General features: G+C 72.3%; 15 protein-coding genes. 2 read left to right on the top strand and 13 right to left on the bottom strand.

The genetic code is table 11. The features are described 5' to 3' along the window. Window positions 1–72: 72 nt before the first annotated feature. The 4 genes from ACOKGD_RS02125 to ACOKGD_RS02110 all read right to left on the bottom strand — a co-directional run bounded on the left by ACOKGD_RS02125 (window position 73) and on the right by ACOKGD_RS02110 (window position 3756). Window positions 73–915, bottom strand: a complete 843-nt coding sequence (locus tag ACOKGD_RS02125; RefSeq protein WP_342337106.1) for a cytochrome c oxidase assembly protein — start codon at window positions 913–915, stop codon at window positions 73–75. Beyond that, window positions 912–1451, bottom strand: coding sequence for a DUF2243 domain-containing protein (locus ACOKGD_RS02120; RefSeq protein WP_342337107.1), 540 nt, complete (start codon window positions 1449–1451; stop codon window positions 912–914). Before ACOKGD_RS02120 ends, ACOKGD_RS02125 begins: the two co-directional genes overlap by 4 nt. Before the next feature lie 103 nt (window positions 1452–1554). After that, complete coding sequence (locus tag ACOKGD_RS02115; protein ID WP_342337108.1) at window positions 1555–2499, bottom strand: PfkB family carbohydrate kinase; 945 nt, start codon at window positions 2497–2499, stop codon at window positions 1555–1557. 90 nt (window positions 2500–2589) lie between these two features. Continuing rightward, the gene (locus ACOKGD_RS02110) at window positions 2590–3756 is read right to left on the bottom strand and encodes a glycosyltransferase family 2 protein (protein ID WP_342337110.1); all 1167 of its coding nucleotides are present in this window, start codon (window positions 3754–3756) and stop codon (window positions 2590–2592) included. 95 nt (window positions 3757–3851) lie between these two features. Between ACOKGD_RS02110 and ACOKGD_RS02105 the strand changes: the two genes are divergently transcribed. Continuing rightward, window positions 3852–4115, top strand: coding sequence for a glutaredoxin family protein (locus ACOKGD_RS02105; protein WP_342337112.1), 264 nt, complete (start codon window positions 3852–3854; stop codon window positions 4113–4115). Window positions 4116–4178: 63 nt separating this feature from the next. On the opposite strand, the gene ACOKGD_RS02100 is transcribed toward ACOKGD_RS02105, so the two are convergent. Then, entirely contained in the window at window positions 4179–5063 is an 885-nt protein-coding gene (locus tag ACOKGD_RS02100) for a KPN_02809 family neutral zinc metallopeptidase (protein WP_342337113.1), read from the bottom strand. A gap of 80 nt (window positions 5064–5143) precedes the next feature. Between ACOKGD_RS02100 and ACOKGD_RS02095 the strand changes: the two genes are divergently transcribed. After that, the gene (locus ACOKGD_RS02095; protein WP_342337115.1) at window positions 5144–5632 is read left to right on the top strand and encodes a recombinase family protein; all 489 of its coding nucleotides are present in this window, start codon (window positions 5144–5146) and stop codon (window positions 5630–5632) included. Between the two features lie 10 nt (window positions 5633–5642). On the opposite strand, the gene ACOKGD_RS02090 is transcribed toward ACOKGD_RS02095, so the two are convergent. From ACOKGD_RS02090 to ACOKGD_RS02055, 8 genes are read right to left on the bottom strand one after another with little or no spacing between them, the layout of a single operon-like run. Continuing rightward, the gene (locus ACOKGD_RS02090) at window positions 5643–7268 is read right to left on the bottom strand and encodes a serine/threonine-protein kinase (RefSeq protein WP_342337117.1); all 1626 of its coding nucleotides are present in this window, start codon (window positions 7266–7268) and stop codon (window positions 5643–5645) included. Then, window positions 7265–8653, bottom strand: coding sequence for an FHA domain-containing protein (locus ACOKGD_RS02085; RefSeq protein ID WP_342337118.1), 1389 nt, complete (start codon window positions 8651–8653; stop codon window positions 7265–7267). The genes ACOKGD_RS02090 and ACOKGD_RS02085 overlap by 4 nt, the downstream gene beginning before the upstream one ends. Further along, window positions 8653–9465, bottom strand: coding sequence for a PP2C family protein-serine/threonine phosphatase (locus tag ACOKGD_RS02080; RefSeq protein ID WP_342337119.1), 813 nt, complete (start codon window positions 9463–9465; stop codon window positions 8653–8655). The genes ACOKGD_RS02085 and ACOKGD_RS02080 overlap by 1 nt, the downstream gene beginning before the upstream one ends. Then, window positions 9462–10808 carry an RDD family protein gene (locus ACOKGD_RS02075; protein ID WP_342337121.1) on the bottom strand — a complete coding sequence of 449 codons (1347 nt, stop codon included), beginning with the start codon at window positions 10806–10808 and terminating at the stop codon, window positions 9462–9464. Before ACOKGD_RS02075 ends, ACOKGD_RS02080 begins: the two co-directional genes overlap by 4 nt. 1 nt (window position 10809) lies before the next feature. Continuing rightward, complete coding sequence (locus tag ACOKGD_RS02070) at window positions 10810–13227, bottom strand: transglutaminase domain-containing protein (RefSeq protein ID WP_342337123.1); 2418 nt, start codon at window positions 13225–13227, stop codon at window positions 10810–10812. Further along, window positions 13224–14510, bottom strand: coding sequence for a DUF58 domain-containing protein (locus ACOKGD_RS02065; RefSeq protein ID WP_342337125.1), 1287 nt, complete (start codon window positions 14508–14510; stop codon window positions 13224–13226). Before ACOKGD_RS02065 ends, ACOKGD_RS02070 begins: the two co-directional genes overlap by 4 nt. Before the next feature lie 29 nt (window positions 14511–14539). After that, window positions 14540–15514 (bottom strand): AAA family ATPase, encoded by a 975-nt coding sequence (locus ACOKGD_RS02060; protein WP_342337126.1) that lies wholly within the window; start codon window positions 15512–15514, stop codon window positions 14540–14542. 40 nt (window positions 15515–15554) lie between these two features. Continuing rightward, window positions 15555–21728: an Ig-like domain-containing protein gene (locus tag ACOKGD_RS02055; protein WP_342337127.1), complete on the bottom strand. Its 6174-nt coding sequence runs from the start codon at window positions 21726–21728 to the stop codon at window positions 15555–15557. Window positions 21729–21785: the final 57 nt, after the last annotated feature.

Below are 21785 nucleotides of genomic sequence, written 5' to 3'. Positions count from 1 at the left end.
GAGCCCGACACCGCCGCCGGGAGGCCCCCGCGTACTCCGGCGGGAGCATGCGCGACGGAGGCCCGCGCCGACCTACTTGGCCGAGGCCATCGTCGCCGGCGCGGTGCGGTGCGCGTCCCCGGTGTGGGGCGCGTCCGCCGAGCGGGGCGCGAGACGACGGCCCGCGGCGCGGTACCACTGGGCGCAGAAGATGACCACGATCGCGACCTCGATCGCGGCGCCCCCGTAGTACATGAGCAGGGCCCCGTCGTGCGCCTGGCCGATCGGCACACCCGTCGGCGGGTGGGCGTAGAGGTGCTTCGCGAGCACCGCGTGCGACGCCATAGCGAGCACCAGCACTACGGCCTTCAGCACCCACCGGGGCGCGTGCGGCGCCGGATCCCTGCCGATGATCGCCGCGGTGAAGACGTATCCCGACAGCAGCAGGTGGCCCTGCACGAGCACGTGCAGCACCGGGATCGCCTGCATCATCTCGAAGATCGACGTCAGGTAGATCAGCCACAGTCCGCCGGCGCTGAGGATCCCGGCGGTCACCGGATGCGCGATGAAGCGCACGGGCGCGCTGCGGAGCAGCCGGGAGATCCGCCGGGCGGGGGTGACGTGCAGCGTGCGCAGCGCGAGGGTGACGGGCGCCGCGAGCACCAGCAGCAGCGGTGCGAGCATGCCGGCCGAAAGGTGCGCCGCCATGTGCCGGACGAAGTCGACCTGCGCCGCCTCGGGAAGCGGGCCGACCACCGTGGCGGTCGCCGCGGCGATCCCCAGTGTCCACAGCCCCAGTCGATCCGTCGACCACGCGCGACCCTGCCGACGCGACGTCAGCATCCCCGAGGCGTACACCAGCACCGCGAGCGCCGCCAGGCCGATCAGGATCAACTCGAGCGTCGGCGCGCCGCCACCGCCGTGTCCGTGTCTCATGCCCGCTCCCCCGAGTCGCCCGCGGCGCCCGCCCGCGAGGGGCGCGTGCGGACCGCGAGGATCACGCCGGCGGCGAGGATGACCGCGGCCGAGATGTTCCACGTCAGGTCGTACGGAAGGAGGTCGTCGACGTACCGGATCTGGTGGATCTGCCACCACTTGTGGTGCACCGTGCCGTCGTAGAGCTGGAAGGCCCCCGCTCCCAGAAGCACCCCGGCGATCCACCGCGGCCACCGGAGCGCGCCCCGCCGCCGGAGATCGGCGAGCAGGAACAGACCCGCGATCGTCGCGAACCAGCTGAACGCGTGGAACAGCCCGTCCGAGACCAGCCCCCACGCGGGCGTCGCACGGTCGTAGAAGTGGTGCCAGTGCAGCAGCTGATGGAACACGGCCTCATCGATGAACGCCACGAGCCCCACGCCGAACAGGACCCCCGACCACAGGTTCTGACCGGATCGCGCCGCACGGGTGTCCCGCGCGGCCGCGTCGACCGCCGCGTCCGGGCTGCGCGGGGACGGTGGCTCGGAGGAGGTCATGATCCGATGCTGGCCGTCGGGGATCGCTCTTGTCACCCTCTCGACGTCCGGGCCCGCGGATGGTAATCCGCACCGGGGCGCGCCGCAGCGGCCGGACCTCAGCTCACGCGATGATGCCAAGCAGCGCGTCGACTTCGCGCGCCGTGGGAACCGCGTCCTGCGCACCAGGGCGCGCGACGGCGATCGCCGCAGCGGCCGCACCCACCCGGGCGGCGTCCGCGATCGCGTCGATCTGCGGGCGCCGGCCGGCGCCCGAGAGGCGGGCCGCCAGCACACCGCAGAAGGTGTCGCCGGCGCCGACCGTGTCGACGGGGGACGCGGGGAAGGCCGGCACCTGGCGCCGCTCGGGCCCGACGGCGATCACCGCGCCGGCGGCACCGAGCGTGACCACGAGCGCGGGCACCTCGGCCGCGAGCGCGTCGACGGCGGCGTCGAGCTCGTGCTCGGTGTCGTCCCCCGCGCCGCGCAGGATGTCACGCAGCTCGTGCTCGTTCACCACGAGCACATCGACCTCGGCAAGCAGCCGGGCCCCGGCGCCGCGCTCGGCCAGCGCGCTGGAGGGCGCCGCGTTCAACACGAACGGAGCGCGCTCGGCGCGCGCGGCGGCCGCGGCGAGCACCCCGGCGACGGGGATCTCGAGCTGCGCCAGCACGACATCGGCCGCGGCCACCAGGGCGCGCTGGTCGTCGGCGAGGCGATCCACGGTCGCGTTGGCGCCGGCGACGACGACGATCGCGTTCTCGCCGTCGTCCGAAACCGAAATGAGCGCCACACCGGTGGGCGCGGACGCGGTCACCAGGCCCGAGATGTCGATCCCGTCGGCCGCGAGCGCGGCACGCAGCGCGTCGCCGTCCGCATCGGCGCCGACCGCGCCGATGAAGACGGAGGGCGCACCGCCAGCGCGGGCCGCGGCGACCGCCTGGTTCGCGCCCTTCCCCCCGCCGCCGCGCGACACCCCGGTCGCCATCAGCGTCTCGCCGGGTCCGGGGATGCGCGGCACACGCGCCACGACGTCCATGTTCACACTGCCCACAACGGCGACGGTCATGTCCGTATCTTCTCCGAAAACGGTCGAGCGTGCTGATCCGGAGCCGCACGGGCTCGCGTCGACCGAGTGGGCGATCGCCGCGGGCTCGGGTCAGAGCTCGCCGGGGCGCATGGCCTCTTCGTCGATCATCCGGATGATCTTCTGCCCCGCCGTCTCGGTCGTCGGCTCGCTGGGCGCGGGTGCGGCCCGCGGGCGGTAGACCACCAGCGAGTGGAAGACGAACCGGGCGACGAACGCGACCATCAGGGTGATCGCCGTGGCCAGCACGGCCGAGATGTGCCAGGTCTCAACCAGCACAGCGAGCACCGGGATCCGGATCGCCGCCTCGACGTTGTTGAACGTGAACGAGGTGAGGAACCGCCGCCAGAACCCGCCGGCCCGCTCCCGCATCTCGGCGAAGACGAAGCGCTCGGCGAGCAGGAAGTTCGCCACGATCGTCACCTCGGCGGCGATGATCGCGGCGAGGACGTAGTGCATGCCGGCGCCGGTGAGCGCCCAGACGATCGCGAGGTTCGCGAGGGCGCCGAGGCCGCCGATCAGGGCGAACAGCGACATCTTGCCGAAGCGCAGCCGCGCGAGGTGCACGAGGAAGGTGACGCCCTGGCGCATCGACGCCTTCGACTCGCCCTCGGTGCGCGGCAGGAACTGCATCGGGATCTCGGCGGCGCGCAGGTCGCTGCGCACCAGCAGCTCGAGCAGGATCTTGAATCCGCTCGGGCGCAGGGCATCGACATCGAGGCGCGAGCGATCAACCAGGAAGAACCCGGTCATCGGGTCGCTCGTGCCGTGCAGGCGCATCGGGAACATCGCCTTGGTGAGGATGGTGGCGCCCCGCGAGACACCGAAGCGCAGCGTCGTGCCGAGGCCGGTCGAGTCTCCCCCGCCGATGTAGCGCGATGCCACCACCACATCGCAGCCGCCCTGCGCGTGCCGGTCGAGCAGCTGCGGCACGAGGGCGGGCGGGTGCTGGAGGTCGCCGTCCATCACGACGCACACGTCCGCCGTGGCGGAGCGCAGCCCGGCGACCACGGCGCCGCTGAGCCCGCCGAGGCGCTCTCCCTGCGGCCGGTGCAGCACGCGCACGGCGAGCGGCGCGTCCTGGGCGACGCGCTCGACCTCGGCGGCGGTGCCGTCCTCGCTGTCGTCCACGAACAGGATCTCGGCGCGGCGCCCGGCGAGCGCCTGGGCCAGCCGCTCGACCAGCGGAGCGACGTTGGCGCGCTCGTTCCGCGTGGGCACGATGACGGTGACGTCCACGCGGATCCTCCCCCTGAGATTCGAAGTCCATCCATGGTGTCATGCCGGGAAGAGCGTCTCGATCCCGTGCCCTCCCGGGCGCGTACCCTGGATATATGACCGCTGTCGACCCGACCCAGATCACGATGTTCAGCGCCGAGTGGTGCCGCGACTGCCGCCGCACCAAGGCCCAGCTCGACGGGCTCGGCGTCGCCTACAACTACATCGACCTCGAGGCCGACCCCGCGGCGGCCGAGATCGCCAAGGACATCTCGGGCCGCACCAACATCCCCGTTGTGGTGTACCCCGACGGCACCCACCACGTCGAGCCCTCCAACGCCGACGTCGAGGCCAAGCTGAAGGCCCTCAGCCTGATCTGAGGCACATGTACGAGGCCCGGTCGCTCTGCGGAGCGGCCGGGCCTCGTTCGTGTGCGGGACGGATCAGAGAGCGGCGCCGTCCACCGAGAAGGTGTCGCATGCCGCGTATCCGCCGGAGCGCCCCTCGTCGAACCACCGCTGACGCTGCTCGCTCGAGCCGTGGGTCCAGCTCTCGGGGTTGACCTGCCCGCCCGACTGCTCCTGGATGTGGTCGTCGCCGACCGCGGCCGCCGCGTTCAGCGCGTCGGCGATCTCCTGCGGCGTGGGCTCCTTGAGGTACGGGTCGCCGTCGGCGTCCTTCGCCTCGGTCATGCCCGCCACCCAGGCTCCGGCGTAGCAGTCGGCCTGCAGCTCGGTGCGCACGCCGTTGCTGTCGGGGCCGGACCCGTTCTGCGGGTGCTCCTGGAACACCCCGGTGAGGTTCTGGACGTGATGGCCGTACTCGTGCGCGAGCACGTAGAGCTGCGCGAGAGATCCCGCCGAGGCGCCGTACTGCGAGCGCAGCAGCCCGAAGAAGGTCGGGTCGACGTACACGGTCTGCTCGGGCGGGCAGTAGAACGGGCCGGTGGCGTTCGAGGCGGTGCCGCACTGCGTGCTCGTGGACTGATCGACGATGATCAGCTGCGGCTCGACGTACCCGTCGAGCGTGCCCGCCCAGAAGTCGTCGATCGCCTCGGCTCCGAGGACGAGGCGGCAGTCGTCGTTCTCGTTCGCGTCGGCGCCCGTCTCGCAGCCCTCGATGAGCGTCGACTCGCCCGATCCGCCCTGCGTGCCCGAGCCGCCGCCCGCCAGTCCGATCAGGCCGCTGAGATCCTGGCCGGTGAACATGCTGATCAGCAGCACCGCGATGGCGCCGATGCCCACCACGCCGCCGCCCGCGATGGCGGTGGTGCGTCCGCGACGACGGGCACTCGTGCGCCCCACGTTCGCGTTCTCGTTAAACGTCATGGGATCACGCTACCCGGCGCCCCTGTGGCTTGGGAGTGTCGGAGGGGCGGGGCAGAATAGACGCGACGAAAGGGGCTGTCATGGTCGACACCGCTCACGAGCCGGATCACACGCACGCCGCCCCTCACGGGGATGTGCAGGCCGCCGACACCGCACCCATCCACCTCCCTCACGCGGCGACCGAGTGCCCGAAGTGCTTCACCGAGCTGCAGCGCGATCGCGATTGGTGGCAGGCGCGCCCGGCCGGCTCGCGCCTGGTGGGTCTTGTCGTCTCGCGCGACGACATGCCGTCGATCAAGCAGCAGCGCGACGACCTGATGCGCTTCGGCGTTCCCATCGAGGGCTTCCGCCACCCGGCTCCCGACATCCTCGAGTCGTGGGAGCAGCGCCTGGGGCGCCTGTTCGACACCTTCAAGCCGGGCGACGTGCTGGTCGTGACGAACGTGCAGGCCCTCGGCCGCGACGTGGATGAGGGCACCCGCACGGTCGCCGCCCTCACGCGCCGCGGCATCGTGGTGAAGGTGCTCTCGCACGGCGCCCGCCACCTCGGCGCCGCCCCGACCGTCTGACGCGCGGCGCCTACTCCGGCGTGCAGATCCGGACGGGATCGTCGGTGAGCTGCCCGCTCTTCCGGATCAGCGTGACGTCGATGCAGACCCGCGACTCCCCCTCGGTCGGGATCCTGACCGTCGGATCCGACACCCGCTTGGCCTTCGTCTCGCCGTCGAGGGTGACCCGCGACCACGCGTAGACGTCACCCTCCTCGGGCTCGGGGTTCTTCCACGTGAACACCGCGTCGTCACCCGAGATCCTGCCGGTGCCCTCGCTCACGCGGGGCACCGCGTCGTTGCCCGTCGGATCCTGCGGCTGGCTGATCACGCCGGTCGTGTCGGTCGGCGTCGGCTCGGGGTCGGCGTTCACGAGCTGCGGGATCGTGACCGCCGCGATGCCGATCAGCGCCACCCCCACCACCGAGGCCGCCACCGCGAGCGGCCACCGCTTCGGACGCGGGCCCGCGGGCGTCGCCGGGACCGCGGCGGCGGCGGGCGGCCCCCACGGGGCGACACCCGGCTGCTGGGGCACGTGCGCCGGCGCGCGCACGATGGTCGCGTCGTCGACGGCCGACGCGTCGCTCGGCACCACGACCCGCGGCCCGCGCACAACGGTCGCGTCGTCGAACGGCGCGGGCTCCACCGCGCGCCCCGGGACCTGCGCGGTGGTCGCCGAGGGGCGGGTCGCGGTGTCGACCGGGGTGATGCTCGTGATGCCGCGCACCCGGGTCAGTCCGCCGTCATCGTCCTCGCGCTCGGCCGCATCCGGCTGGTCGTCGAGGATGTCGATCGGCGTCACCGAGTGCGCCAGCTCGATCTGCACCTTCTGCAGCGCACGCGCGAGCGCGACGGCGCTCGGGTGGCGATCGGCCGGATTTTTCGCCATCGCCCGCGAGAGCACGGCCTGCAGCGAGGACGGCACGTCGGCGCGGTCGATCGCGGGCAGCGGCATGCGCGAGATGCGCTCGATCAGCTCGGCGCTGCCGTTGCGCTGCCCCGGGATCTCGAAGGGCGAGCGGCCGGCGAGCAGCGTGTAGATCGTCGCGCCCAGCTGGTAGACGTCGGTGCGCGCGCCGCTCTGCACCAGCCCCGCCGACGGATCGGCCGCGAACACCTCGGGCGGCGACCACGGGATCGACATGCCCGTCGTCTCCGAGACCGTCTGCGACGTCGAGGCGATGCCGAAGTCGGTCAGGGCCGGCCGGTTGTACTCGGTGACGAGGATGTTCGCGGGCTTGATGTCGCGGTGCAGCACCCCGGCGCGGTGCGCGGTCTCGACGGCCGCGGCGACCTGGATGCCCACCCGCAGCGTCTCGGCGACCGAGAACGGCTCGCGCCGGTACCGCGCCTGCAGGTTCGGGCGCGGGCAGTACTCCATCACGAGGTACGGCCGCCCGTCGGACGACACCCCCGCCTGATAGATCGTGACGATCGCCGGGTGCGTCGACAGCATCGCCATCACGTTCGCCTCGGCGGTGAACTGCGCGGCCGACGCCGAGATGCGCTCGGGCAGCAGCACCTTCACCGCGACGCGGCGGCGGGGCAGCTCCTGCTCGTAGAGGTAGACGTCGGCGAAGCCGCCCGATCCGAGCAGCTCGAGGTGCGTGAACCCGGGCAGCTGAGGCGGCGGCGCGGGCGGGCGCCGCTGATTCACGGAAGCTCCTCGAATGCCACCGTGACGCCGTCGCCGAGGTCGACGACGTCGCCCGCGATGACGACCGTGCGCTCGCCCGGGTGCAGCCGGGTCGGGTCGGTGGCGGCGCCGAGCGGGCCCGTGCGGTGCAGCACCGTGCCGTTCGTCGTGTGCAGGTCCGTCACGATCACGGTCTCACCGTCGGTGGAGACCTCGATGTGGTTGCGCGAGATGTCGTTCTGGGGGCTCTCGACCGCGACGAGGCAAGGCATGTCGGCGCCGGTCGTGCGGGATGACCGCGGGCGCCGCCCGATGATGACGGTGCGATCGAGATCGACCACCTCGCCCGTCGAGATGCGGATGCGGGCCCGGGCGCGCGGCACCGCCGGCATCTGCTGCGTGGCTAGGGACTCGAACGCGTGCGCGGGCGCGGCCGACACCTCCTCGAGGGGGATCTCGGCGGTCACGGGGCCCGCGACCGGAGCCGGCCGCGGCACCAGCAGCGTGACGCCGTCGTGATCGCCCCGCACGTCGTCCGGCTCGGGAGCGGGCTCATCGGCCTGCCCGCGCAGGGCGGCGAACTGCGCGGCCGAGAGGGTGGCGCCGTCGTGGTCGCCGAGCGGCTCCCGCTCGAGCGGCTCCAGCGGCTCGACCGGGCCGGAGAGGTGCATCGGGTCGAGGGTGTCCGCCGGGAACTCGCCGCCCGGGGCCGCAGCCGGAGGAGCTGCCGGCACCTCGGGCAGCGGGGGCAGCGGCGGGATGGGCGGGAGCGGGGGCAGCGGCGGAACCGGCGGCAGCGCATCGACCGGCGGCAGCGGATCCGGGATGGGGTGCGCCACGGGAGCGTCGTCTCCCGCGAGCAGGGTGTCGAGCGGCACCTCCGCATCGACGAGATCGTTGGGCACCGGGGCGTCGCGGGCGTCGTCGCCCTGCGGTCGCGCGGGCTCCAACGTGTCGCTGGGCTCGAAGAACACGGCGCGCGCGGTCGCGGCGAGCACAACCCCCGACGCGATCGGCAGCTCGGAGGCGCTTGCCGGCGCGTCGAGGCCCGGGCGCACGAGCACGGAGAGGGCGTCCTCGACGAGCCGGACGGTCCACGTGTCGGAGCCGCCGCCCGTGAGCTCGAGCGGCCCGCTCAGGCGGTCGACGGTGACGCGCAGGTCGCCGCGCACCGCCGTGCGCACGGCCTCGCCCTGCAGCAGCGCGACGGCGAAGGGCGGCAGGCCGGCGGTCTCCGGCCCGAACGCGCGACCGAGGGCGTCGAGCACGGCGGCGACGCCGTCGCCCGAGTCCAGACCCTCCCAGACGTCCTCGATCATGTCCTGGGGCAGTCCGCCCGGGAGCACGGCCAGCCCGTCGTCGGCGACGATCGTCAGCATGCCGCCGGGCTCGTACGTGACGCGCATCAGCGAATCCCTCCCACCGGCTCACGCGGCAGCGTGTCCGAGTCGATGTCGGTGTCGTCGCCCGAGAGGGCGGACCCCCGTCGGGCCACCGAGATGGCGTCGACGACGATCGCGGTGATGTTGTCGCGCCCGCCGTGCAGCACGGCCTCCTGCACGAGCCGCGTGGCCGCCGCCTGCGGGTGGGCCTCCACGCTCAGGATCATGCGGATCCGCTCGACGGGCAGCTCGCTCGGCAGGCCGTCCGAGCAGACGAGGATCCGGTCGCCCTGGGCGGCGGGAAGCATCCAGTAGTCGGCGTCGGCGTCGCTGCCGGCGCCGAGCGCGCGCGTGATGACGTTGCGGCGACGATCGCGCGAGGCGTCCTCGGGGCTCAGCTCGCCCCGATCCATCAGCTCCTGCACGACCGAGTGGTCGACGCTGATCTGGTGGAGCACCCCGCCCGACAGGCGGTAGGTGCGCGAGTCGCCGAGGTTCAGCGCGAGCCAGTAGCCCTCGCCCGCCACCTCGGCCACGACCACGCCGGTGAGCGTGGTGCCGGCCCCCGCCTCGCTGCCGACCGAGAGGTCGTCCACGCGCGTGCGGGCGCGATCCAGCGCCGCGCGGACGTCGTCGATCGAGAGGCTGTCGCGGCCGGCGAAGCCCGCGAACTCGGCGATCGCCGTCGCCGACGCGACCTCGCCGCGGTCGTGGCCGCCCATGCCGTCGGCCACGAGGAACACCGGCGGCACCGAGAGGAACGAGTCCTCGTTGAGGGTGCGGCGCAGCCCCGCGTCGGTGGCCGCGCCGCTCAGGGCGATGACGGGACTGGTCATCCGCGGCCCTTGAAGGTGACGATGCGGTCTCCGATCTCGAGCGCGTCGCCGTCCTGCAGAACGAGCGCCGCGCCGGGCTCCGCGGTGATCCGCTCACCCGACCGCACCACGATGACCCCATTGGTCGAGTGCTGGTCGATGACCGACACCGTCTCGGCGTCGACGACGATCTCGAAGTGCGTCTTCGACAGCGACAGCGTCTCGTCGCGCACGGCGACCGCGTCGGCGCCGTCGACGGCCTGCGGATTGCGGCCGAACAGGGCCCGCGAGGCGACCGTGTGCTGAGTGCTGTCGTCCCACTCGAGCAGGGCGGGGCGGGTGCGCACCACGAGTCGTGTGTCCTCGAGATCCCCCTCCGGCTCGGGCTCGGGCGCCACGGCGGGCGGACGCACGAGCACGGTGTCGCCGTCGATGTCATCCTCGGCCGCGGGATCCGCGGGGGCCGGCGGCACGGCGGGGGCCGCGGGGACGGCCGACGTCTGCGGGAGGAAGGCCGGCGGATCCTGCGTGATGCCGGGAACGAAGGCGATCAGGCCCGCGGCCTCCGCGGGCGTCGGCGCCAGGGGGGCCAGAGGAGCCGCGGCGACCGGCACGATGGGCGGCTCCGGCAGCGGCGGCCCGGGCAGGGGCGGGCGCGGCGGGACCTGACCGTCGTACGAGACGGCGGGCGGCACCGGCGCGGCGGGAGCCGGGATCACCGTGGCGGCCGGGGGCGCGACCGGCTCGGGTGAGGAGGCGGCGTAGGTGGGGAACGCGGCACCGCCGTAGGCGGGAGCCACCGGCGACACCGGCGGCACGGACGTCGTGTGCGGGGTCGCGGCCGGGGCCGCCGGCACGCCCTGCGCATCGCGCATGTAGCCGTGCACGGCCTTGTCGTGCCAGCCCTGCTGTAGCCCCGACCTGTCGAAGAGGACCGAGAAGAAGCCCACGATGATCGCGCCGGCCGCCCCCCAGACCACGTTGCGCAGCAGCGCCCGTCCGAAGCCGAGGGGGGTGCCGGTCTCCAGGCGGACGAGCTGGATCTTCATCAGGCGCATGCCGATGGAGCCATGGCCGCCCTGCAGGGCGCTGTAGATGAAGATCCAGCCGACCGCGAGCAGCCAGGCGACGGCCGCGAAGACGAACAGGATCGTCGCATCCTGCAGCGCGCCGGAGATGACGACGCCGAGCACGACCCACACGACGATCACGAGCGAGACGATCACCGTGTCGATCACGTAGGCGCCGACGCGACGGCCGAGGGATGCCGGTGCGCCGGGGGCACGCACCGGGGCCGGTGCGCCGTATCCGGGCGGGGGGTAGGCGCCGGGGGCGGGCGATCCGTACGGGTTCGGCGTGATCATGTCAGCCATCCTTCCGTCGTGCGGAGACGGCCGTCTCCCGCAGCGAGCGCACACCCTTGACCAGCGACGAGCTCTGGGTGAGCGATCGCAGGTTCAGCTTCGCGCCGAGTCTCTTCCAGAACGAGGCCTTGCGGCTCATCCCGCCGACCACGCCGTCGACCTCGGCCCAGAAGGCCTCGATCTCATCCGGGGTGGGCTCGCCGGGCCCGAAGACGCCGGCATCCGCGCGCACGGCGAGGGCCTGCACCCGGGGCTCCTCGAGCGTGGCGACCAGCTGCGCCGACTGCTCGTAGCGCGTCGCGCCCACGGGCACCCCACGCCCGAAGTCGGCGGCGCGATCCATCAGCTCGTCCCATCCGCCGCTGATCCGGTCGGCCGGATCCTCGGCCTCGCGGCGCTTGCGCCGACGGGCGGCCTTGATCCCGCCGATGATCACGAACGGCGACAGGATCAGCGCGACCGTGCCGAGGCTGATGCCACCGACGGCGAGCACAAGGCCGAGGTAGCCGGGCTCGGGGTCGGCCTCCTCCTCCTTCTTGCGGTCGTCGGGAACGAGCGGCGGCTCGTCCGCGTCCTCCTTGGGCGGGGGCGGCGGCTGCAGCGGCATCGGCTGCGGGTCGGTCTTGGGCTGCGTGGTCTGGTCCTTCGGCTCCTTGTCCTGGTCCGGCGTCGGGTCGAAGGCGACCCAGCCGGCGTCGGAGAAGGCCACCTCGACCCAGGCATGCAGGTTCTCGCCGGTGGCGACGAGCTCCCCGCCGCCCGAATCGGCATCGGCGTGGAACCCCATCACCACGCGGGCGGGGATGCCGACCTCGTAGGCCATCAGCGCCATCAGCGCGGCGTACTGCTCGTCGTCGCCCACCATCTGGTCGGCACCGGCCATGCCGCCCAGACGCGCGGAGCCATGGCCGGAGGGCGAGTACTCGTTCTCCTTGAGGCCGTGACTGAAGAACCCGGTGTCGGCGAGGTACGTGCGCAGCGCCTGCACCTTCTCGAACGGCGTGGTGGCCTTCGCCTCGGACAGCGCCTTGGCCGCGATCTCGCGCAGCCGCTCGGGCACCGCCTCGGCCTTGGGGATCTCGACGGGAGCGAAGGTGTCGTCGGCGAGCACCGACTCCTCCGGGACCTCGGGGAAGACGGTGGTGAAGGTGTACGCGTCGCCCTTCTCGAGGCCGGTCGTGACGACGCCGGTGTCAGTGGCGGGGTTGAAGTAGGTGGCGCGGCGCAGGTCCTCGGCCGAGGACCCCTCGAACTCGACCGCCTCGACCTCGCCGGCATCGGGCAGCCAGACGTCGTTGTAGGCGCCGATCTCGACGCGGATCTCGGCGGAGGCGCCCTGCGCGTCGCCCGCCATGTTCGAGCGCAGCGGGGTGAAGGCGCTCGACTCGTCGGAGACGTTGTAGACGACGCCCGAGTAGGCGTCCATCGTGCCCAGGCGCACCCGTGCCCCGGCGGGTAGGCCCGAGACCGTGAAGAGCGGCTCCTCGGCGAACTCGTCCACGTAGATGCGGAAGTCCTGGAGCGGGCTGGCGTATTCGCGGATGTCGAACGGCGGGACGATCACGTCGCGGATCACGTAGCGCACCTCGTACGGCGGTGCGGCCAGCATCGACGCGCCTCCGACCGCGGCGGCGATCGCGACGACGGCGCCGCCCGCGCCGATGCGACGCAGCACGCTGCGGTGGTCGACGGCGACCTCGTCGCCGGCCGACGACAGCGCCACCGCGCTGCGCGTCGGCGCCCAGGCCGCGCGCACCGTGAGCCAGACGATCGCCACCGCCCCGAGGACGATGCCCTGGAATGCGGGGGCTGCGGCCTCGGAGGTGCCGAGCGCGATCTGCAGCCCGAGGGCGAGCGCGACGGGGATCAGCGCCCAGGCCGGGTGGCGCAGCCGCAGCGCGAGGCTGCCCGTCACGACGGCCGCGACGAGCAGCAGCAGGAACGGCACGATCATGTGTCCGTCATCGGGCGCGACCGGCGCGACCGTCGTCAGCAGCGACTTCCACGACGTCACCACACCGAGCGCCAGCCGCCGCAGCGTGTCGATGCCCGGGATGACGCCGAGGATCGCGGTGTGCGAGAGGGCGAACAGCCCGCCGAACAGGAAGTAGGCGACGATCGTGGCGGCCGTCAGCAGCAGCACGCTCCAGCGGCGGATCGTCCCGAGCGCGGCGATGCCGAGACCGAGACCGATCCCCCCGAGGCCGGGGAGCAGGGCGATCGGCCCGCCGAACGTGGGCCAGAAGCCGATCGCCGGCACAAGCAGCAGCAGGGCCACCGCGCCGAGATCCAGGATCCAGCGGCGGCGATCGGGAAGAGCGGTCAGGGCCGCGCGGTGCTCCCGGCGCGACCGCGGCGGTGCGGCGACGGCCTCGTCCGCCGCCTCGTCGACGGGATCCTCGAGCAGGGCCGACATCATCCCAGGACCCTTCGCAGCGACGGCGGCAGGTGCTCCAGCGCCCCGATGGTGATGACGTCGGCGTCGCCGATGCGGCGGCGGCCCGCCTCCTCGCCGAGCGCCGCGACGACGACCAGCGCACGAGACCCGAGGGGCAGGCGCGAGACGGCCGACTGCAGCTGGGGCGCCGGCACACGACTGCCGCACACGAGGACGACGACGGCGGCGGCGGGCGCGCCCGCCGAGACGGTCCCCGCCAGCGCGGCCGTCGATCCGTCGCGCGGGCGCGTGCTGTCGACCCCCGAGAGGGCATCGAGCAGATGCTTCTGCGTGTCGGTGCGCAGCTTGCCGGCCTGCGTGCGGACGTCGACCCGATAGGCGTCGCGCAGCGCCCGGAGGCCGAGCGATCCCGCGGCAGAGACCGCGAGCTCGAACTCGTCGGGATGCGCGTACTCGCCCGGGTGGCTGGAGAGGCCGATGACGAAGTGCGAGCGGCGGGTCTGCTCGTACGTGCGCATCATGAGCGTGCCGGTGCGGGCCGTCGAGCGCCAGTGCACGTGACGGAGATCGTCGCCCGGCTGGTACTCGGACAGCGCGTGGAACGCGATGTCATCACGCGCGAGGTCTCGGGAGGTCATGCCCTCGAGGTCGCGCACGAAGCCCAGCGACTGCCCGTCGAAGCGCACCGTCCGGGGGTGGACGAAGAGATCGACGGGCTCGTCGCGGCTGTCCACCCGCTCGAACAGCCCCAGCGGGTCGCCGCGCACGATGCTCACGGGGCCGACGGGAAGCACCGCGCGGCGCGTGGTCGGGATGGCGAACAGCTCCTCGACCTCCTCACCGGGCGAGAGGTGCTTGATCCCGAACACACCGCGTCCGGTTCCGACGGGCAGCACCACACGAGAGGGCAGGATCGCGCGGCTGCCGGAGTTCGCGAGCGTGAGCGCACCGATCGCCCGCTCCCCCACCACCACCCGGGTGCGCGAGAGGTCGAGGCGCACGTCGTAGGTGGTGCGGCCGATGAGGAACAGCAGGCACAGCGCGATCACGACCGTGACGACGACGGCAGCCACCGTCACCTCGCGCCAGCCCATGGTGAGGCCGACGATCCACAGCACCGGAGCGATCCCGATCAGGATCCAGCCGACCGGCCGCACCACCTTTGCCGCACGGCGCAGCGCGCCGGCGACCCGGCCCAGCAGGTACAGGGCGACCTCGCGCCAGCTGGCCTGCGCGGGCGCGTCGTCGATCGAGGTGGGCCCCTCGGTCGGGGGCGCCTCGGTGGCGGCGGGTGCGGTCGTCATGCGCGGGAGATTCGCTCGGCTTCCTCGGATCAGACGGCGGCGGTGCGCGTCTGCGGCGCGCCCACACGCTCGAGCACGCGGGCGATGACGGTCTCGGGCGTGGTGCCGACGAACTCGGCCTCGGGGTCCATCACCAGGCGGTGGCCCCAGGCGGGCTGCGCGAGGGCCTTGATGTCGTCGGGGATCACGTAGTGGCGGCCCTGCGCCGCCGCCCACACCTTGGCCAGGCGCACGATCGCGATCGCGCCGCGCACCGAGACGCCGAGACGTGTGTCCTTGTCCGAGCGCGTCTCCTCGGCGAGCTCGGCGGCGTAGCGCAGCACGGCGGGCTCGACGTGGGCGGTCGCGGCGAGGTCGGCCATGTCCGACACGGCGCCGGTGGTGATGATCGCGCTGAGGCTCGCCGACGGGTTGCGGTCGGCCGAGCCGGCGAGGATCCGCTCGGTCACCTCGAGGGTCGGATAGCCGATCGATGTCTTCACGAGGAAGCGGTCGAGCTGCGCCTCGGGCAGCTTGTACGTGCCCGCCTGCTCGATGGGGTTCTGCGTCGCGATCACGAGGAACGGGCGACCCACCTCGTGCGCGGTGCCGTCGACGGTGATCCGCGACTCCTCCATGACCTCGAGCAGCGCCGACTGCGTCTTCGGCGATGCGCGGTTGATCTCGTCCGCGAGGACGATGGAGGCGAACACCGGGCCCTTGTGGAACTCGAAGGTGTGGTTCTGCTGGTCGTAGATCGTGACGCCGGTCACGTCGCTGGGCAGCAGGTCGGGCGTGAACTGGATGCGGTTCGAGGTGCCCTGCACCGTCGCGGCGAGCGCCTTCGCGAGGCTCGTCTTGCCGGTGCCGGGAGCGTCCTCCAGCAGCACGTGGCCCTCGGCGAGCATCGCGGCGAGCACGAGGCTCACGATCTCCCGCTTGCCCATCAGCGCCTTGTCGACGTTGTCGACCAGACGGGTGAAGGTGCCCTGGAACCAGGCGGCCTGCTCAGGCGTCATCGTCATGCGTTGATCCTTTTTTGGAGATAGCTCGGGGATGCAGTGGTCAAGGCGCGGTGAAAGTCACGGGGCCGGACACAACAGCGCGCACATCGTTGCTGTATCCATAGGCGCACCTCAGGCGGACGCTGCCCGATCCCGCAAGATGAAGAGTCTCATCGGAGAACTCGCGCCAATTCGGGTCGAGCTCCTGACACGAGACGTTGTAGGTTCCGGACGGCACCTCGCTGTAGGTAAGGAGAAGGTAGCGGCACGTGGTCGAGCAGCCCCTCACGGTGCCGTTCGGGTTCGCCTCCGACAGCGGGACGTAGGAGACGGAGCCTGACGGCTCCGGCCCGCGCGTCGTAGCAGAGGCGGCAGCGGAGTTGCTGCCACCGGGATCCGCAGTGACCCGCACCTCGACCTGTCCGGTCTTTTCGTAGCCGCTTGCGCACTCCCGAGACCCTGTGATGCCAACGTTCTGCCACCCGGCCCCGTCGAAGAAGCGTGCCTGCACCGAGATCGGGTAGCCGTTTGCGCCGCCGCTGGCGTCCCAGGAGCAGGTCACCTTGGTCCGGTCACCGCTGAGGGTGGCGGAGACGCGCGGCGCGAAAGGCTGCCCGTACGGGACGAAGGGGGCCGACTCGGCGGACGACGGGCTCGGCTCGGAGTTCTCGCCCGCGGCGACCGAATACGCCTGCACCTGGACGGTGTAGGTGCCGCCGTTGCTGAGGCCGCTCACGGAGGCGGAGGTCGCCGGGCCCACATCGACCCAGCCCGCTCCGCTGCCGTTGACGAGGTACTTGTAGTGGATCGCGTCGGCGCCCTCGGCGGTCGCCGGCGCCCACGAGAAGGCCATCTGCTGGTCGTGCGGGTCGGCGGCGACCTGCGGTGTTCCGGGCGCGGTCGGCGACGTGAACTGGCGCAGCGGCGCGCTCGCGGCGCTGGGCGCACCCCAGCCGGCCTTGTTCTTCGCCTTGACCGTGAAGGTGTAGCCGGATCCGCTCGCGGCGAGCGAGAACACCGCGGAGGTGCCGGAGGTCCGCTGCGGGTTGCCGTGCGGGGCGCCGCCGAGGTAGGCCTGCACCTCGTAGAGGTCGACGGCGTCGCCGCCGGCCGCGGCCCCGGTCACCGCGGGCCACGTGACCGCGATGGATCCCGGGGTCGGCCCGATGCTCGACTGGCGCGTCGCGGTCGGCGTCCCCGGGGCGGCCGGGGGCTTGGCCGGGATGTTCACGGCCGACCAGCCGCTGAACTCCGAGGGGTCGGGCGCGAGGTTGTGCGCGCGCACCCGGAAGCGGTACTCCGTGCCGTTGGCGAGCCCCTCGATGGTGCGCGTGATCTTGCCCGCGGACGGATCCTTCACCACCATCTGCGCGACGCCGTTGGGCATCGCGGGCTGGATCTCGAGGGTGTACGACGTGACCGGTGAGCCCTCGGACTTCGGCTGCGCCCACGTCACGGTCAGGCTGCCGTCGCCGAAGCCGGGCACGGCGGGCGCCGCGGGCGTGTTCGGACGCACGTCGGGGCGACCGTCCTGGCTGACCGGCGAGGGGTCGGACTCCCCCACGCTGTTCGCGGCGACGACGGTGAACGCGTAGGTGACGTTGTTGGTGAGGCCCTCGAGCACGCAGGTGGTCTCGGCGCAGGTCTTCGCGTAGGAGGTGTCGCCCTTGACGGCCGTGACCTGGTACCCGGTGATCTCGGCGCCGTTGTCGGCGGGAGCGTCCCACGAGAGCGTCAGCTGGCGGCTCTGGACGTGCGAGACGCGCGGCTTGGTCGGCGCGTCCGGCGCGCCCTGCACCGTCACGTGCACCCGGCCCTCCGCGGTGCGCTCCGAGTCGCCGGTCTGATCCTGGATCGTGTAGCGGAACACCAGACGGCCGTGGAAGTCGGCGGCGGGCGTGATGGTCAGACCCGACTCGTCCCAGTCGAGCTCGGCCTGTTCCGCCGTGCCCGTCTCGAGCTCCGCGCCGATGACCCGCAGCGGCTCGCCGTCGTCGGCGAACGGGTTGGTGTCGTTGCCGAGGACGTCGACCTTGCGGGTCTCGCCCTGGTTCCACCGCAGGAAGGTGTCGTCCGCGGCCGCCGGCATGGGCCGCGTCGAGGCCGTCACCGTCACCGCGATGCTCGCGAGGGTCGGCTCGGGGAAGTCGGGGTTCGGCTGGCCGTCGTCGGCGAGGATGACGATGTCGCCCGTCGTCCCCTTCGCATCGGCCTCCGCCTCGACCTCGAGGACACCGTCCACGACCCGCGCCGTGACGCCGTCCGGCATCGACTGCGGGGTGAACGAGATCGGGTCCTCGTCGATGTCGGTCGCGAGCCCGTTGAGGTCGACGCGGCCGGGCTCGGCGTCGCCCGCTCCGACCGTGACGGTCGCCCCGGACATCTCCGGGGGCTCGTTGCTCGGCGGGAGCACGGTGATCGGGATCGACAGGATCGAGGTGCGCCCGTCGGGGTCCTCGGCGTTCTGGCCGTCGGTCACCTCGAAGGTGATCGCGTCCTTGCCCGAGTAGCGCGCGGCCGACGTGTAGGTCAGCGTCTGCGCGTCGACCACGAGCGATGAGCCGTTGTCGTGGGCGGCGCTGACGCTCTCGGCGGACGTCAGGCGCACCTTCTTGCCGTCCATCGCCTTCACGTACTCGTCGAGGGGAAGGGTGATCGGCTTCCCGCTCTCGACGACGGCGGCCTCGGCGGTCGGGTCGAGCTGCGGTCGCAGATCCGCGAGCCCGGGGACGTGGATGAACGCGTACGCCGCGTGGCCGTCGATGTCGGTGACCGAGTACTTGACGAGGCGGCGGTCCTCCGTGACGGTGACGGTCGCCGTGGTTCCCGACAGCCGGACGGCCTCGTCCTCGCTCAGGATCTCGACGGTCAGGGCGGTCGGATCGCCGTCCGGATCCTCGTCGTTCTCGACGAGGTCGATGGTGCGCTGCTGGGTCTCGGTGTCGATGTCCTCGGCCAGCACGAAGTCGTCGCGGGCCACCGGGGGCTGCTCCGGGGCGTCGGCGCGCACGCTGATCTGCAGCACGCCCTGGGCCCGGGCGCCGCGCGCGTCCTCGATCGTGTACTGCAGCGAGGTCTCGAGCTCCTCGTCCGGTGCCGTGACCATCACGCGGTTGCCGACGACCTCGGCCGTGATCGGCGAGTCCTTCGGGAGGATCAGCGCGTCCTTGCCCGCGACGAGGTCGATGGGGTCGCCGTCGGGGTCGGAGTCGTTCGCCTTCACCGTCGCGGCGACCACGCGGCCCGGCTTCACGACCAGGCTGTCGCGCACCGCGAACGGGTTCTGGTTGGCGTCCTGCTTGGGGGCGATGCCGATCCGGATCGTGCCGGTCGCGACCGCTCCGAGGGCGTCGCGGACGCGATAGCTGAAGGTGTCGAGCCCGGACATCCCCGGGTGCGCCGTGTACTCGAGCTGACCGTTGCTGTTCTTCGTGACAGCGCCCTTCTGGGCGGTGGAAGCGATGGTCAGCAGCTCGACCGAGTCGCCGTCCGGGTCGATGCCGTCGAGCGGGATCAGGAGGGGCGTCTTCGCCTCGGCCACGGTGCGCGCCTCGACCGTCACGGGCCGGGGAGCGTTGTTGTTCTTCACGTCGACGGGCGCCACGTGGATCGTCAGGGTCTCGGTCGCGCGCTGACGGTTGTCGTCGACGACGGTGTACTCGATGCGCACGTCGCCGGGCTCGTCGTTCGCCTGGAAGCGGACGTACTTGCCCTGCGACACGAACGCGGTGCCCAGCGCGGTGTCGACATCGCCCGACAGCTCGTCGCGGACGTCCATGTCGAGATCGTTCGGGTGGTAGTCGTTGTCGAGCACCGGGACGGTGACGACGTCGCCCACGCGCACCGTCGCCTCGTCGGGGTACGCCACCGGCGCCTCGACCTTGGCGGGGGCCGGCATCGGCAGCACAACGACCTCGCCCTGGGCCGTCTTCGCGCCGTTGGAGATCGTGTACGTCACCTTGACCTGCGTGGCCTCACTGCTGCCGAGCCCCGCGTCGGTGACGCGCAGCGTCTCGTGGTTGACGACGGACACCGCGATGTCGCTGTTCTCGGGCACATCGACGCGCTGCACAACGAGCACACCACCGGCCGGATCCGAGTCGTTGGCGAGCACGTTCACGCGGGCGTCGCCGCCCGCGGGAAGCAGGGCCACGTCGCGCACCGCCACGGGCGGCTGCGTGGACGCCGCGTCGGGCTTCAGGACGTCGACACGCACGATCCCGTTGACGGGGCTCGTGCCGGAGGTCATCACCTTGTAGTCGAGGTAGTAGGTGCCGGCCTTGCCGGACTCGAAGGTGAAGGTGCCGGCCGTGAGGTCGGTGACGACCTCCGCCCCCTCGACCTGGCTCACCTGCGTGAGGGTGAGCGGCTCGTCGCTCGCGCTCAGGTCGTTGGCGAGCGGGTCGACCGTGCCGAGCTGTCCCTCCCGGACGACGAGGTGGTCGGCGGTGACCAGCGGCGGCTTCGAGCTCTGCGGGTAGACCTCGAGCTGGAAGACGCCCACCATGCTCGCGGTGCCGTCCGACACCGTCACGGCGACCTCGATCGGGCCGACGTTGCCCGAGATGGCGCGGTAGGTGATCCGGCCGTCCGCAGTGAAGCGGGCGGTGTCGCCCTCGGCGGGGACGACGTTCTCGAGATAGATGTTGTCGCCGTCGGGGTCGATCCAGTCCGGCAGCACGTTGTAGGTGATGGTGCTGCCGGTCTCGACCGGCAGCGCGATCTTGCGCAGCTGCTTGGGGGCCTTGTTCTCGCCCTCGGGGCGCACATCGATCTTGACGCCGGTCTCGGCGGTGCCGCCGATGCGCCCGTCGTTCACCCGGTACCGGAAGCTGTCGACGCTCGTCACGCCCGGATCGACGGTGATCTGCAGCGCCGTGCCGTCGTTGACCGGCTGGATCGTGGTGCCCGCCGGGGCCTTGCCGAGCAGCGACGCCACGAGCACGTCGCCGTCGGGATCGCTGTCGTTGTCGAGCACGGGGAGGATCGTCGAGGCCCCGGCCCGCACCCCGAAGGTGTCGGGGTTCGCCACCGGCGGGGTGTTGTCCTTGCCGCGATCCGGAGGCGTGGGATCGGGCACCTGCACGGTCGTCGGATCCGGGTTCTCGACGCCGTCGCCCTTGGGCGGGGTGAGGTCGTCCCAGTTGTCGACCTTGGCGAGATCCTCGCTGGCGAGCCAGGCGCCGCCCTTGACGACGTCGTTGAGCATCACGACGTCGCGGTTGACGCGGAAGACGAGCTCGCCGCCCGGCTCGTACTCCTTGATCTGCGTCACCATGTCGAAGCCGTCGTCGAGGCACTCGCGCACGAACCGGCCGGATCCCATCCAGGCGCCGTAGGCGCAGCCGTTCAGCCAGACGGGGGCGGCCGGCGTGCCCGAGGACGCCCCCGTCTCGGTGACGACGGGCTTCGATCCGTCGAACGGGACGCGGATCAGGGCGTCTCGCGAGGCGATGACCACGCCGTCGCCGTCGGCGGCGTCCTGGGCGAGCTGGGCGTCCTTCGGATCCTCGAGGGTGAACGCGTCGGCGCCGGGGATCGTGACCGTGCCGGTCTCGCGGTCGAGCACCACCGGCCGCTCGCCGACGGCGGTGACGGACAGCTCGGACTTCTTGTCGACGCCGGGCAGCTCGAGCTTCTCGATGTCGTCCTTGCGGGCCGCACCCTCGGGCGACACGGGGACGGTGTATAGCGTCGCCCGGGTGCGGGACGCGACGTGGACGGCGCCATCGTGCCCGACCGTGAGCGCCGCGCCCTTGCCGAGCTTCTCGAGCACCGGCTTCGCCTTGGCGAGGTCGAAGCCCGCGAGGCCCTCGAGCGGGGTGACGTAGACCGCGCCCTTCTCCGGATCGAGGATGGCGACCGTCTTGCCGGAGTAGTCGACCTTCGCCTTGACCGGCAGCTTCGCCGACGTCGGGAGGGACATGGCGGCCGGGTCGACCTGCCCGATGGAGTTGTCGCCGAAGTCGTGGACCAGCACGACGTCGTCGTCCTGGAGGATGTCGTAGTCGGCGGTCGGGGCGCTGAGCTTGCCGTCGAGCAGCCGGGACTCGGCGTTGAAGTGCCCGACCCACTGCTTGTCGGCCTTGGTGATCCAGACCGCGCCGTCGTTGAGGTCGAGCTCGGTCGTGGGATTGCCCTCGTAGGCGACCGCCATGGTGGTGATGCCGATGGCCGCGATGCTGACGATGGACGCGCCGATGAGCGTGCGCGGACGCACATTCAGCCACGACAACACGCCCATTCGAGCAGACCCCCTCTGCAACACCTGGCCGTCATCCTAATCTGCCCC

The sequence above is a fragment of the Microbacterium phosphatis genome, assembly GCF_049177115.1.
GTDB classification, from domain to species: domain Bacteria; phylum Actinomycetota; class Actinomycetes; order Actinomycetales; family Microbacteriaceae; genus Microbacterium; species Microbacterium phosphatis.
Note: the sequence above shows the minus strand (reverse complement) of the source record. Positions and strands in the feature narration are given on the sequence as shown.

What these genes read in the sequence shown, in the direction of transcription:
- ACOKGD_RS02125 (WP_342337106.1), bottom strand. Translation starts at nt 915, where the DNA reads ATGAGACACGGACACGGCGGTGGCGGCGCGCCGACGCTCGAGTTGATC.
- ACOKGD_RS02065 (WP_342337125.1), bottom strand. Translation starts at nt 14,510, where the DNA reads ATGACGACCGCACCCGCCGCCACCGAGGCGCCCCCGACCGAGGGGCCC.
- ACOKGD_RS02100 (WP_342337113.1), bottom strand. Translation starts at nt 5,063, where the DNA reads ATGACGTTTAACGAGAACGCGAACGTGGGGCGCACGAGTGCCCGTCGT.
- ACOKGD_RS02070 (WP_342337123.1), bottom strand. Translation starts at nt 13,227, where the DNA reads ATGATGTCGGCCCTGCTCGAGGATCCCGTCGACGAGGCGGCGGACGAG.
- ACOKGD_RS02105 (WP_342337112.1), top strand. Translation starts at nt 3,852, where the DNA reads ATGACCGCTGTCGACCCGACCCAGATCACGATGTTCAGCGCCGAGTGG.
- ACOKGD_RS02120 (WP_342337107.1), bottom strand. Translation starts at nt 1,451, where the DNA reads ATGACCTCCTCCGAGCCACCGTCCCCGCGCAGCCCGGACGCGGCGGTC.
- ACOKGD_RS02115 (WP_342337108.1), bottom strand. Translation starts at nt 2,499, where the DNA reads ATGACCGTCGCCGTTGTGGGCAGTGTGAACATGGACGTCGTGGCGCGT.
- ACOKGD_RS02060 (WP_342337126.1), bottom strand. Translation starts at nt 15,514, where the DNA reads ATGACGATGACGCCTGAGCAGGCCGCCTGGTTCCAGGGCACCTTCACC.
- ACOKGD_RS02085 (WP_342337118.1), bottom strand. Translation starts at nt 8,653, where the DNA reads ATGCGCGTCACGTACGAGCCCGGCGGCATGCTGACGATCGTCGCCGAC.
- ACOKGD_RS02095 (WP_342337115.1), top strand. Translation starts at nt 5,144, where the DNA reads ATGGTCGACACCGCTCACGAGCCGGATCACACGCACGCCGCCCCTCAC.
- ACOKGD_RS02080 (WP_342337119.1), bottom strand. Translation starts at nt 9,465, where the DNA reads ATGACCAGTCCCGTCATCGCCCTGAGCGGCGCGGCCACCGACGCGGGG.
- ACOKGD_RS02075 (WP_342337121.1), bottom strand. Translation starts at nt 10,808, where the DNA reads ATGATCACGCCGAACCCGTACGGATCGCCCGCCCCCGGCGCCTACCCC.